The 12585-nt window shown below is 69.7% G+C and carries 13 protein-coding genes; 10 read left to right on the forward strand and 3 right to left on the reverse strand.

Features of this window, described 5'->3' with window-relative positions; genetic code table 11:
- Positions 1-6 precede the first annotated feature (6 nt).
- Entirely contained in the window at positions 7-1782 is a 1776-nt protein-coding gene (locus ACFSKW_RS00310) for a serine/threonine protein kinase (RefSeq protein ID WP_379567824.1), read from the forward strand.
- Positions 1783-1850: 68 nt separating this feature from the next.
- Complete coding sequence (locus tag ACFSKW_RS00315) at positions 1851-2063, forward strand: hypothetical protein (protein WP_379567826.1); 213 nt, start codon at positions 1851-1853, stop codon at positions 2061-2063.
- Positions 2064-2146: 83 nt separating this feature from the next.
- Here ACFSKW_RS00315 and ACFSKW_RS00320 read toward each other — a convergent pair whose 3' ends face one another.
- A complete protein-coding gene (locus ACFSKW_RS00320; protein WP_379567828.1) occupies positions 2147-3802 on the reverse strand; it encodes a serine hydrolase in 1656 nt (551 codons plus the stop codon).
- Between the two features lie 221 nt (positions 3803-4023).
- Between ACFSKW_RS00320 and ACFSKW_RS00325 the strand changes: the two genes are divergently transcribed.
- The 3 genes from ACFSKW_RS00325 to ACFSKW_RS00335 all read left to right on the forward strand — a co-directional run bounded on the left by ACFSKW_RS00325 (position 4024) and on the right by ACFSKW_RS00335 (position 6060).
- The gene (locus tag ACFSKW_RS00325; protein WP_379567830.1) at positions 4024-4974 is read left to right on the forward strand and encodes a GbsR/MarR family transcriptional regulator; all 951 of its coding nucleotides are present in this window, start codon (positions 4024-4026) and stop codon (positions 4972-4974) included.
- Between the two features lie 295 nt (positions 4975-5269).
- The gene (locus ACFSKW_RS00330) at positions 5270-5755 is read left to right on the forward strand and encodes a hypothetical protein (RefSeq protein WP_379567832.1); all 486 of its coding nucleotides are present in this window, start codon (positions 5270-5272) and stop codon (positions 5753-5755) included.
- A complete protein-coding gene (locus ACFSKW_RS00335; RefSeq protein ID WP_379567834.1) occupies positions 5752-6060 on the forward strand; it encodes a winged helix-turn-helix domain-containing protein in 309 nt (102 codons plus the stop codon). The genes ACFSKW_RS00330 and ACFSKW_RS00335 overlap by 4 nt, the downstream gene beginning before the upstream one ends.
- Before the next feature lie 137 nt (positions 6061-6197).
- Here ACFSKW_RS00335 and ACFSKW_RS00340 read toward each other — a convergent pair whose 3' ends face one another.
- On the reverse strand, positions 6198-7076 hold the full coding sequence (locus ACFSKW_RS00340) for a LysR family transcriptional regulator (RefSeq protein WP_379567836.1): 879 nt from the start codon (positions 7074-7076) through the stop codon (positions 6198-6200).
- Positions 7077-7158: 82 nt separating this feature from the next.
- Here ACFSKW_RS00340 and ACFSKW_RS00345 point away from each other — a divergent pair, with 82 nt between their 5' ends.
- From ACFSKW_RS00345 to ACFSKW_RS00365, 5 genes are read left to right on the forward strand one after another with little or no spacing between them, the layout of a single operon-like run.
- A complete protein-coding gene (locus ACFSKW_RS00345) occupies positions 7159-7614 on the forward strand; it encodes a nuclear transport factor 2 family protein (RefSeq protein ID WP_379567838.1) in 456 nt (151 codons plus the stop codon).
- 8 nt (positions 7615-7622) lie between these two features.
- Entirely contained in the window at positions 7623-8291 is a 669-nt protein-coding gene (locus ACFSKW_RS00350; RefSeq protein WP_379567840.1) for an SDR family oxidoreductase, read from the forward strand.
- 51 nt (positions 8292-8342) lie between these two features.
- Positions 8343-9173 carry an NAD(P)H-binding protein gene (locus ACFSKW_RS00355; RefSeq protein ID WP_379567842.1) on the forward strand — a complete coding sequence of 277 codons (831 nt, stop codon included), beginning with the start codon at positions 8343-8345 and terminating at the stop codon, positions 9171-9173.
- 34 nt (positions 9174-9207) lie between these two features.
- Positions 9208-10533 (forward strand): MBL fold metallo-hydrolase, encoded by a 1326-nt coding sequence (locus ACFSKW_RS00360; protein WP_379567844.1) that lies wholly within the window; start codon positions 9208-9210, stop codon positions 10531-10533.
- An 18-nt stretch (positions 10534-10551) separates the two neighbouring features.
- Positions 10552-11445 (forward strand): alpha/beta hydrolase, encoded by an 894-nt coding sequence (locus ACFSKW_RS00365; protein WP_379567846.1) that lies wholly within the window; start codon positions 10552-10554, stop codon positions 11443-11445.
- Between the two features lie 65 nt (positions 11446-11510).
- Here ACFSKW_RS00365 and ACFSKW_RS00370 read toward each other — a convergent pair whose 3' ends face one another.
- Positions 11511-12524: a LysR family transcriptional regulator gene (locus ACFSKW_RS00370; protein ID WP_379567848.1), complete on the reverse strand. Its 1014-nt coding sequence runs from the start codon at positions 12522-12524 to the stop codon at positions 11511-11513.
- Between the last annotated feature and the right edge of the window lie 61 nt (positions 12525-12585).

Below are 12585 nucleotides of genomic sequence, written 5' to 3' on the forward strand. Positions count from 1 at the left end.
TTCCGAGTGATCCCGATCGATAACGATGATCCCCGGCAGATCGGTCCGTACCGCATCGTGGGCCGGCTGGGAGCGGGCGGCATGGGGGTGGTGTACGCCGGGCTCGGCCCCGATGGCGTTCAGGTCGCCCTCAAGCTGGTCCACGCCGCCCTGGCAGGGGATCCGGAGTTCCGGGCGAGGTTCGCGCGTGAGATCTCCGTTCTCGGGCGGGTGCGGGGCGTGTGCACCGCGCGGATCCTCGGGTCCGACGCGAACGCGGCGCGCCCGTGGCTGGCCGCCGAATACGTGCCAGGGCCGACGCTCGAGGACCACGTCCAGGCGAACGGCGCCCTCGTGGCGGACCAGTGGTTCGGCCTGGTGGCGGGACTGGCGGAGGCGCTGGTCTCCGTTCACGCCGTGGGCGTCGTCCACCGCGACATCAAGCCCTCCAACGTGATCCTTTCGCGGAGCGGCCCCAAACTCGTGGACTTCGGGATCGCCCGAGCGCTCGACGGGACGTCGGTGACCCGGTCGGGGACCCTGATCGGGACCCCCGGGTGGGTGAGCCCGGAGGAATATCGCAGCACGCCGGCCGGGCTGCCCGCCGACGTCTACGGCTGGGGGATGCTCGCCGCGTACGCGGCGACGGGCCGGCCTCCCTACGGCACGGGCCGCCCCGAGGTCCTGGCACTCAGGGTCCTCAACGACCCGGTGGACACCTCGGCGGTTCCGGAACCTCTGCGTGATCTGGTCGACAGGGCGCTGGCCAAGGATCCGTTATCCCGGCCCTCCACGCAGGAGGTCCTCGCAGCCGTGTCGCAGGCGTGGCGGATCGGCGGGGTCGACGAGCTGACGGCCCGCCTGGACCGCACGTGGGTGCTTCCCGTGGAGGAGGCCCCCTGGCCGAGCCGCGGCCGCGGTCGCCGCACCGCGATGGCGTACGTCGCGGCCGTGGTCGTCCTGGGTGTGGGGGCCGCCGCCGCCCTCCGGTTCCTGCCGGAGGGGGCCGAGCCATCCGCGCGCTCCGCCTCCGGCGCCACCGCGATGTCCTCCGGCCCGTCGTCCAGCCCGCCGAGGTCTCCGGGCCAATCCTTCACCCCGTCGCCCGCCACCCCGTCGCCCGCCCGTGCATCGTCATCCGCCTCCACCTCATCGTCGTCGCCGTCCGCTCCGGCGCGACCTGAGCCGCCGCGGACGACCGCCGAGCTCGCCGCCGCCCTCGACCTCGCGCTGGATGCCACCCCGGCGGCGAACTTCTCGTACGAGGGCGGCTTCACCCAGAGCAATGCCGCCGCGAGGGCGACCGGCCGTACGGTGAACAACGCCCACGTGGACGACCTCGACATGCGCGTGGTGGCCGGCGAGGAGTCGAGGGCCCGCTACGTCGTCCTATCCGGCGCCAGCCTCTACCCGGGCGGCGAGCAGCTGTCGAACCTGCGACCGGCCGACCCCGAGTGGACCGCGCTGATGATCGCGGGCACCGCCGGACCGTCGATCATCCGCGAGGTCGTGGCCAACTCCACGCGGTTGAAACGGCGGGGACACACCTACGCGGGAACCCTGGCCATCGACAAGACGAGCGGGCTCCTCCGGGACCTCCTCAACTCCTGGATGGGCGGAGACGTCACGGAGACGAGCCCGCGTTCGTACCTGACCTACAGCCTCTCCATCGACTCCGACGGCCGGCCGAGGCGGTTCCTGCTTGCCTGGTGCGTCCCCACCGGGAACAGCGGCATCTACAAGTCCGAGTTCACCACCACCTACAGCCGCTGGCGGGCCGGCGGACGGATCGAGAAGCCATAGCCGGTCATGGGACCCAGGAGGCCAGCGGTCCCAAGCCCGGCCCGCGTTCGAGCCACAGCCCGCCGGACGTGGTGCGTATCGAGCAGGGGGCGCCGCGCCCCGGCGTCGCGCTGATCCCGCTGCCCGGCAAGGGCCGCACGATCGAGGTCGCGATCCGCGCCGGGAACCAGTCCCACCTGGTCATCTCCGCCGCCCTTCAGACGGCGCTCACCCTCTCCGCGCCGACAGATGGATCGGGTCCAGCCGAGACACGGGGAAAACCGGCCATGGGTCCATCTTGAAGCTGCGCGTCGGACCGTCGTTGACCTGTCGTGGCTGGAGCACCGTGGCGAGGTCGCCGCCGGCGCGGCTTGGGCGGACGGCGCTACTTCGTGGGCAGGCCGACCGCGTTGGCCGCGTCGGCCTCGAAGTATTCCGTCGTGGCGTAGGCGCCGGCCTGATCCTCGAAGAAGCTCCTGACGCCGTCGATCGAGTCATGAATGATGACGTTCACCGCCTTGGTCCCGTCGGTGCTCGCCACCGCCAGCGTCCATCTGGCCCCCCTGGGAAGCCGGCCGTATGCGTTCTTCAGGGAATCCCAGAAACCGTCGTTGTCGGAAATCGTGGAAACCGCCATGACGTGCATCGTGGCATCCTCCTCATTGACTCTTGGATTTACTCGGCAATTGATGTGGAGATACTGTGCGACACCATTCTTGAAGTCGTAGATCGCGACGGTCTGAGGGTCTTCGAGCGGATCGTCCGAAGGCATCAAGAAGTGGGTCTCGCTGATCGGGAGCAGTTCGTAGTCGAGCTGCTCTGGTTTGTTGAGGAGTTGCGCCTCCATGGGGTTCAGGGTGAATGTGAGGTGGAGCCTCCCGCGCTCGGCAGCCACTTCGTAGCGGGTGCCGGGACGCTCGTAGGAGCCTTCGTACCTGGACAGATCGAGGGCCAGGGCCGGGTCGGGCTCCGGCAGGTCGGGGATCGTGACCGCGCCGAGGTCGGCCAGGATTTCGTTGAACACCTTCCGGTAGAAGCTGTCGCGCGGCCCGGCGTTCGCCAGCATCGAGACGGCGATGTTCGATTCCGGCAGGATCCGCAGGCGGGCGCTCTGGCTGACCGCGCTGCCGTCGTGGGCGTAGACGGTCTGGCCGTGCCAGTCGCACACGATGAGGCCGAGTGCCCATTCCGGCCCGAACATGTACGGGTCAGGAATGGGGACCCGCGACTCCGTCATCTCGCGGATGATGCCGGGTGAGACGATTCTGGTCCCGTTCGGCGCCATTCCTTCGTTGAGGAAGACGTACGCCATCGTGAGCAATTCCCGGGCTGTCGTGTTGACGTTGCCTCCGGGGCCGAAGGAACGCGGCAGGTGGCCCAGCGGTGATGGGATGGGGCCCTCTTCGAGGGATCGGATCAGGTATCCGGTCGCGGCCCGATCCTGGTCCACGTGCTCACGCCGGCTGCTCGTCGAGGTCAGTCCCAAGGGGTCGAACAGACGATCCTTCATGATGTCGTCCCACCGCTTGCCGTCGATCACCTCCATGATGCGGGCGAGGATCGCGTAGCCCAGGGCCGCGCTGTAACCGTGAGTGTGGCCCAAGGGGTGAACCTGACGTGCGCCGGCGATGTTCTCGACCATGCGCTCGTAGACGTCGTCGTCCTCGCCCGGATCGCCGTAGCTCTCCTCGATGCCGTTGGTGTGGTTGAGGAGATGGCGGGGCGTGACCTTGGCGCTGACGTCAGGGTCGGCGACCCGGAAATCAGGGAGGTAGGTCCGCACCGGCTCGTCCAGGGCGACTTTCCCCTCGTTGACGAGCTGCATGAAGGCGAGGGCGGTCCATGTCTTGGATACGGAGCCGCACTGGTAGACGGTGCCAGTCGTCGCGGCTTCCCGCGTGGAGATGCTCTTGACGCCGACGGCGAAGTCGGTGATCTCTCCGTCGCGCAGGACGCCGATCGCGGCGCTCGGGATCCCGTACTCCGCGAGCAGCTCGGCGACGCGAGCTCGTATCCGGGTCACATCCAACGCTCTTGCCATAAGGGGTTCCTCGTCTCGCCACGATTCTTTCCAAGCGAGAAAAGGCTACGTTGCATTTCAAGTGTCGTCAACGAAAAGCCTCAAGGATGCGCTTGAAATGCTGGGCTTTCATGCCAATCGTTGCAACAGCATTGTTGATAAATGCAATCCATATCGACAGCCCGTTGCAATGTACTGTTGGTGAACGCACCCGTGGACCGAACCGACAGGAGGGCGAGCAGATGCCCGGAGGCAGGCTGACCCACGACGACCGCCGGCAGATCGCGATCTGGATGGTCGAAGGGCTGGGATACGCCGAGATCGCCAGGCGGCTGGGCAGGCCCACGTCCACGATCAGCCGCGAAGTGGCACGCAACAGCGCGCCAGGCGGCTACCTCGCCGACCGCGCCCAGCAGGCCGCCGGGCAGCGCGCCCGCCGCCGCAGACCGGTTCAGGCCGCCGAGCCGCCCGCCGACGGGCGGCCCGCCGAGTTCGTGCGCGGTTTCGTGGAGCAGTTCGCGACGCTGCTGGTCGGGACCGGCCTTCCCCGGATGCCCGCTCGCGTGTTCGTCTGCCTGCTCACCTCCGACTCCGGGAGCCTGACGTCCGCCGAGCTCGTACGCCGGCTACGGGTCAGCCCGGCGTCGGTGTCCAAGGCCATCGGCTACCTCGAGGAGATCGAGCTGGTCAGGCGCACACAGGATTCCGGCCGCCGCGAGCGGTACGTCATCGACGACGACGTCTGGCTCCGGGCGTTCCAAGCCGACACCGGGGCACACGCCGAGGTCGCGGCGGCCGCGCGGCATGGGATCGAGATCTTCGGCGCCGGCACGCCCGCCGGCACCCGGCTGGGCCAGATGGCCCAGTTCTTCTCCTGGATCAGCGAGCAGATGAACGACAGCGGTCTCACCGACGCCGTCGTGCGCGACGCGCTGACGGTGCTGGCCGCGCTGGTGTACGCCGCTCGGCCACTCACCGTGGACGACCTCGCTACGGCACTGGACTGGCCCGTCCAGCGGGCGGTCGACGCCCTGGACGCGATCAGCCGCCGTCCGATCCTCGCCGACCCGCTCGCCGTGGAGCGGCTCGGGAGCGGCGAGTACGCCATCACCCCGAGGCCGGACCGCCTGAGCTCCGCACAACGCGACGCACTGATCGTCAGTCCACGCTCGACCCGGGGGACTCGGAAGTGACGCCGAGATCCGCGGCCACGCCCGCCTGGAAACCACCCGCCGCGACAGTCTGCCCTCCGATCACGATCGACCACTGACAGCGGGCTCCACCTGCGAAAACGCACTCAAGATCGACTCATGGCCGGCTTCCCCGGCGTCCTGGCTGAACCCGATGAATGACCACCGGCCGCCCAGCGGCCGTGCACAAGGGACGGCATGCCGCGATCCCCGCGCCGTGGTGGCACATCAGGGAAAGTACTTGACGGTTTGGAAAGTAGAAAGTAGTTTCCGAACTGGAAAGCAAATGGAGGCCGCCATGCACATCACCCCCGAAGACGCCGCGCAGTCGCTGGCCCAGATTCAGCAGACGCAGCGCAGAGCGCTGCGATCCGCGCCGCCGATGTTCCCGTCGTGGTATCTGGTGGCGGTCTGGGTCTTCGTCGCGGGCCTGCAGCTCTTCACCGAGGTCACACCGCCGTGGGCGCTGTGGATCGGCGTACCAGTGCTCTCGATCGGTCTCGTGGTCGCCATCTTCAGGTTCGTCACCGATCTGCGGGACCAATCCCTGCGCCCCCACCCCTCCGTGGTGGATCCATGGGCATGGGCAGGTCTCGCCGGCTGGATCGTCGCCACCGCCCTCGTGAGCGTCGCGATGACACTCGGCCTCGGCGCCCTGGGCTTCGCCTACCCCCGAACGTTCATGGGCGTCATCATGGTCGCGATCGTGGCGCTCACCGCACCTGTCCTGACCCGGTGGATGTCCGAGAGGACCGCTCGCCGGGCGGAGACGAGCGACCGATGACCCGGCAGCTCGATCCGGTCATCCACGCTCCGACCAGACTGCAGATCGTCTCGCTGCTCGCCGCCGCGAACGAGGCCGAGTTCGCCTTCGTCCGCGACACCCTGGACATCAGCGACTCCGTGCTGTCCAAGCACGCCGGCGCGCTGGAGGCGGCCGGGTATGTGAAGATCCGCAAGGGGCATGTGGGCAAGCGCCCGAGAACGTGGTTCAGCCTGACGCACGAGGGCCGCGAGGCCTACCGGAACCATGTGGCCGCGCTCCAGGCCATCGTCTCCCAGTCCGGCCTCTCGATCCTCCCCCAATGACAAGGCACCACGTGAGCGGCCCTGACGGTTACACGCGGAAGCCCATCCCGGAGGCCACGATGCGGGGAAGGGTGCCCTGCTCATCGTCGGCGCCGAGCGAGGCCGGCGTGAGTGATCGGCGGCGAGCGTACGGGGGATCACGTCCGGGGGCGCTGCGGCTCGGGCGACAGGGCCTCGACCAGGTCGCGGATGACGCTGCGATGATCGCCGGGACGCCACGCGAGGGCGAGCACGCTCGGGGACAGACCCGTGACCGGGATGGTCATGATCCCCGGCCGCCGGTAGATCTCGGCGTTGCCGGCGGCGAGCAGGACGATGGTGTCGCCGCTCTCAAGCGCCGCGAAGGTCTCCTCGGCGTTCGTCACGGTCGTGCAGACCACCGGCGGCCGCCCGCCCCGCTCGTCCGTCGCGAGCCAGTGGTCGCGCAGCGGACCGGCGCTTTCGGGGAGCGCCAGGAAATTCTCGTCCAGGAGCTCGGCGAAGTCGACCTCGTCCCGTTCGGCCAGCCAGTGGTCGTGCCGGAACGCAACCCAGCGCGGCTCTCGGGCCACGACCCGGACGTTGAGATCGTCCTGACCGGGGAACGGCAGCCAGACGAACGCCACGTCGACCTCGCCCTCGGCCAGGCCCGCCGTGGGGTCGGTCCAGTTGACCTGGCGCAGCCGCAGGTCGCAGCCCGGACGGCGTTCGGTGAACCGTTCCCGCAGCGTTCCCAAGAGGCCGCGTCCGACACTGGTCGACATGCCCACGGTCAGCCGTGAGGCTTCGGCGGCGGCGGCGTCGCCGACGGCCCGCTGGGCCTCGTCCCACCGCTGGAGCAGTTCGCGGGCGGCCGGCAGCAGCGCCTCGCCCGGCGCGGTGAGCCGCACCGTGCGCCGGTCGCGGTCGAACAGCCTCACCCGCATCAGCTCTTCGAGCTGGCGTATCTGCTTGCTGAGCGCCGGCTGTGAGATGAACAGGCGCTCGGCCGCGCGGGTGAAGCTGAGCTCCTCCGCCACGGCCACGAAATACCTCATGTCACGCAGATGAGCATCCATAACCGTCGGCTATTACAGCAGATATTGGACGTGCGGGAAAGGTCGACGCCACGATTGCGGCATGAGCACCACGGAGGATCGCCTGGCGATCATCGAGACCTGCACCCGCATGGCATGGCACGCCGACCAGCGCGAATGGGACCGCCTGGGTGAGGTGTTCGCGGACTCGGTGACCCTGGACTACACCAGCCTGAACGGCGGCGAGCCCGCCGTGCTGACGCCGGCGCAGATCGTCGAGGCATGGTCGGGCCTGCTCGGCGCGTTCGACGCCACGCAGCACCTGATCACGAACCACCTGGTGACCGTCGACGGCGCCACCGCGCTCTGCACGGCGTCGTTCCAGGCCACGCACCGCCTCGCCAATCCGTTCGGCTCACCGCTGTGGACGCTGGGCGGCACCTACCGCTTCGACCTGGCCCGGTCGGACGGCGCGTGGAAGATCAGCGCTGTGGTGATGACCACCACCTGGGCCGACGGCAACCGGAACCTGATGTCCCTGGCGGCGGGCAACGGATGATCGCCCTCGTGACCGGCGGCAACCGGGGGATCGGCCGGGAGGTCTGCCACGAGCTGGCGACACTCGGCCACACCGTCCTCCTCACCGCCCGATCGCCGGAGGCGGCCGAGACCGCGGCCAAGGAACTCGGAGGTGACGTCGTCCCGCTACGGCTCGACGTCACCTCCGAGGAGGACATCGCGGGGGCGGCGGCCGCCGTCGCCGAGCGGTACGGGCGGCTGGACGTTCTGGTCAACAATGCCGCCATCACCTACGACACCTGGCAGGGCGGCGCGTCCGCCGACCTGAACGTCGTCCGCGAGGCCGCCGAGACGAACCTGTACGGTCCCTGGCGGCTGATCCAGGTGCTGCTGCCGCTCCTGCGCGAGAGCGCACACCCCCGGATCGTCAACGTGTCCAGCGAGGCGGCCTCGCTGACCAACATGGGCGGCGGCACCCCGGCGTACGGCACCACCAAGGTGGCCCTCAACGCCCTGACCCGCATGCTGGCGGCGGAGCTTCGCGGTGACGGCGTCCTCGTGAACGCGATCTGCCCGGGCTGGGTCGCGACGGACATGGGAGGCCCGGGCGGCCGTCCCGTCTCCGAGGGCGCGGACGGTGTCGTCTGGGCGGCCACGCTGCCCGACGACGGCCCGACCGGCGGGTTCTTCCGCGACGGCCGTCCCCTCCCCTGGTGAACGCCCTGTGAAGGCCCCTCCCCTAGTACACGCCCTGTGAAGGACAATGAAATGATCTTGGTTACGGGTGCGACGGGCAACGTCGGCTCCGAAGTGGTCCGGGCCCTGGCCGCGGCCGGTGAACCCGTCCGGGCGCTGGTGCGGAAGCCGGGCACCGTACCGCTGCCGGACGGCGTCGAGGCGGTGACAGGCGACCTCAACCGGCCGGAGAGCATGACCGGAGCGCTGGGCGGGGCCCGCGCGGTGTTCCTGCTCCCCGGGTACGAGGACATGCCGGGCCTGGTGGCCGAGGCCCGGCGTGCGGGAGTGGAACAGGTCGTGCTGCTGTCCGGCGGCTCGGCCGGGAGCGGCGACATGACCAACGCGGTGACCCGTTTCATGGCCGCGTCCGAGTCCGCCGTGCGGGAGTCCGGGCTGCCGTGGACGTTCCTGCGGCCGAGCGCGTTCACGTCCAATGCCCTGCGCTGGCTGCCGCAGCTCCGGTCCGGCGATCGGGTGCGGGTCCCGTTCCCGGACGTCCGCACGGCGAGCGTCGACCCGTACGACATCGGGGCCGTCGCCGCCCGCGCGCTGCTGTCGGACGAGTACCGGGGCGAGATCCTCCGGCCGACCGGTCCGGTCGCGATGCCGCCTGTCGACCAGGTCGCCGTGCTGGCCAAGGTCCTCGGCCGCGATCTGGAGTTCGTGGGCCTGACGAACGAGGAGGCGCGCACCGACCTGCTCGCCACCATGCCCGTCGAGTACGTGGACGCGTTCTTCGACTTCTACGTGAACGGCTCGCTCGACGAGTCGATCGTCCGCCCGACCGTCCGCGAGGTCACCGGCCGCGAGCCCCGCACCTTCGAGCAGTGGGCACAGGCCCACGCGGACGACTTCCGCTGAACCCCCTCGCATCCCGACTTCACGAAGGCTCCAGATGAACCAGAGATTGCGGCGCCTTCTCGCCGCAAGCTCCGCCGCCGCATGCGCGATCGCGTCGGTGGCGGGCTGTTCGAACGACGACAGGCCCGCGGCGCCGCCCGCGCGGGAGGCGGAGCCGGGACGCTTCGCCTCGTCCAACCCGGGTTCGGTCAACACCTACTGGATCCAGGCACCGGAGGGCCTGGTCCTCATCGACACCCTGCGCACGCCGACCGATGCCAGGAGAGCGGTGGCGGAGATCAAGAAGACCGGCGAGCCGGTCGCCGCCATCCTGCTCACCCACTCCCATCCCGACCATGTGGGCGGGGCGGCCGCCTTCCACGAAGCGTTCCCCCAGGCCCCCATCTACGCGTCCAAGGCGACCGACAAGACGATGCGGGAGGACGATCGGGGCTTCTACCCGCTGGCCCGTTCGGCGAACGCGGACTTCCCCGCCAAGCTCACCTACGCCGACCGGACCTTCGAGGACGGCGCACCGTTGCAGGCCGGCGGCCTCCGCTTCGAGACCGCCACGTTCGCCCACGGCGAGTCCGACACCGCGGACGTCTACTACCGTCCCGACACCGGCGATCTCTTCTCCGGTGACCTGGCGACCGGTAAGGTCACGCCCGCGCTGATCGAGGGGACCAGCTGCGGCTGGCTCCAGATCCTCGATCAGCTCGGCAGGCGCTTCCCCGGGGCCGGGACGATGTACCCGGGACACGGTACCGCAGGCCCGGCCCGCGCCTTGATCGACGAGCAGCGCCGGTATCTCCAGGTGTTCCGCGGTCTGGTCCGGCCGACCGTCGCCCCGGACTCGCCCGAGGGCAGGACGGTCGGCCCCGGCGAGCAGAAGTCGATCATCGCCGAGCTGGACCGCGCCTACCCCGGCTATCCGCCGGTCGCGGACCTTCCGACCATCGTGCAGGAGAACATCAAGGCCGTCGCGCGGGAGCTGTCCGCCGAGGACCCCGCGAAGACGCCTGCCGCCTGCGCGGACACCCCGCAGGAAGGGACGGGCGGGCTGCTCGCGCCGGTGAACACCTACGTCAGCGCGGTCAACGGCCGCAACCTCGACGCGCTGGCTGGAGCGTTCGCCGCCGACGCGGAGCTCATTGACGTCGGGCGGCGTTTCAAGGGCCGCGCCGCGATCCGCGACTGGGCCCGGGCCGAGGTCATCGGCGGAAGCCTGACCGTCATCAGGGTCGCCGAGAACCGGCCCGGTCACCAGCGCCTCCTGGTGCGCTTCGCCCCCGGCGGCCAGGGAGGCTTCGATGCCTACTACGCCTTCACCGTCGACGGCTCGTCCATCACCAAAGCCGAACTGACCTATGCGAACTGATCGAAGGAGCGAACGTTCATGACCACCGTGCAGAAGGTGAAGTTCTCCGCCGGCGACGTGGCGCTGACCGGGAACCTGTTTCTGCCCAGCGGCGCCGGCCCGGTGCCGGGCATCGTGGTGGCGGGCACCTGGACGAGCGTCAAGGAACTGATGGCCGACCGGTACGCCGAACGGCTCGCCGACCGCGGGTTCGCCGCCCTGTCCTTCGACTTCACCGGCTACGGCGAGTCCGAGGGCGAGCCTCGCGACTACGAGGTGCCGGAACGGAAGGTCCGCGACATCAACCACGCGGTTACCTTCCTCGCCGAACATCCTGCAGTGGACGCCGGCCGTCTCGGCGCCCTCGGCGTCTGCGCGGCCGCGATGTACATGAGCGGGAACGCCGTCGACGACCCCCGCGTCCGGTCGCTGGCGCTCGTCGCGCCCTGGCTGCACGACCCCGAGATCTGCCGGGAGGTGTACGGCGGGGAGGAGGGCGTCGCGGGCAAGCTCGCCGATGCCGCACGGGCACGCGCGAAGTACGAGGCGACGGGCGAGGTCGAGTACGTGCCTGTCGTCAGCGGCTCCGACCCTCGCGCCGCCATGCCGTTCGACATCGACTTCTACCTCAACCCCGACCGCGGCGGGCTCCCGCAGTGGCCCAACCGCTTCGCGGTGATGGCATGGCCGGGCTGGCTCGGCTACGACTCGATCTCCCTTGCCTCCCGCCTCACCCAGCCCGTCCTGCTCGTCCACAGCGAGAACGCCGCCATCCCGGACGGGGCGCGGCGCTTCCACGCGGCGCTGGCCGGTCCCAAGGAGTTCGTCTGGACCGAGGGCGACCAGTTCGCCTTCTATGACCAGGAACCGCAGGTCACGACGGCGGCGGACGCCGCAGCGGCCCACTTCGCCCGCACGCTGCCCCGCGAATAGCCGCGCGGTGTCCAGGCCGCCCGCACGGCATACGGTGCGGCCCTCCCGAGTCAACTGCACGTCCATCAGGTAGGAGGCGAGAAACCCCCGTCCAGGTCCATGGTGAAGGTGGCGCGGTCGGGGGCCGGCAGCCATTGGTGTCGCGGGTCGTAAGGCCGGAAGCGACTCTCGATGAAGCGGGTGAGCGGGGCCAGCACCGGGTGATGGTTCTGCCGGTGCCAAAGCAGCGAACACGGGTACATGGGCGCGGGGTCGATGACCGGGATCTGAACAGTACGCGGATGGCTGGGCAGGCGGCACCACTCGCCCGCGAGGCCGATGCGTTCGCCTGCGCCGACCTCCTCCACGAAGTACTCCCAGCCGAAGTCGGGGCCGGAGGTGTCGATCCGGATGTCGAAGGCGGCGCCGAAGAGGTCCCAGAACTCGGCCCACTCGCTGCCGGCGGCGTTGCCGGGCATCCACACGGTCATCCCGGACAGCTGTGCCGTCTTCACCTGTGGCAGGCCCGCCAGGGGGTGGTCGCGCCCCACCAGCAGGTGCGCCTGCTCCAGGTAGGCCGGCATGGACACCAGATCGTCCTCCAGTGTCCCGCTGACCCGGGCGAAGGCGGCGTCGATGGATCCGTGGGCGAGCGCGCCGCGGGCGGATCTGAGCCCGTTGGAGGTGACGATGTCGATCTCCACATCCTCGGCGGTCTGGTGGAATGCCCGGATCACGTCGAGGGACGCCAGCCGGGTGTCCAGTACGTCGACGCGCAGTGACCGGCGTCGGGCCTGCAACATCTCGAGCGCCTGGTCGGCGATGCCGACAAGGGCGCGCGCGTGGTGGAGGAACGCCCCGCCGTCCTTCGTGAGCTCGGCCCCTGTGCGCGTACGGGAGAACAACCGCACGCCGAGGTCGGACTCCAGCTTCGCTATCCGCTTGGAGACGGCCTGCTGCGTGATGCCCAGCGTGGCGGCGGCCTCGCTGAAGTAGCGGTCCTCGGTGACGGCGACGAAGGCGCGGACCGTAGCGAGATCCAGGTCGGCCGTGTGAACCACCGTTGGTTGTGGGTCGTCGGCGTGTCGATTGTTGGACAACCGCGCCTGCTCTCGGGTCGAATGCTCGGGTTCGCGGCTGAGCCTACAACCGAGGGGCGTG

This window comes from Nonomuraea mangrovi (genome assembly GCF_042681425.1).
Classification (GTDB): Bacteria; Actinomycetota; Actinomycetes; order Streptosporangiales; family Streptosporangiaceae; genus Nonomuraea; species Nonomuraea mangrovi.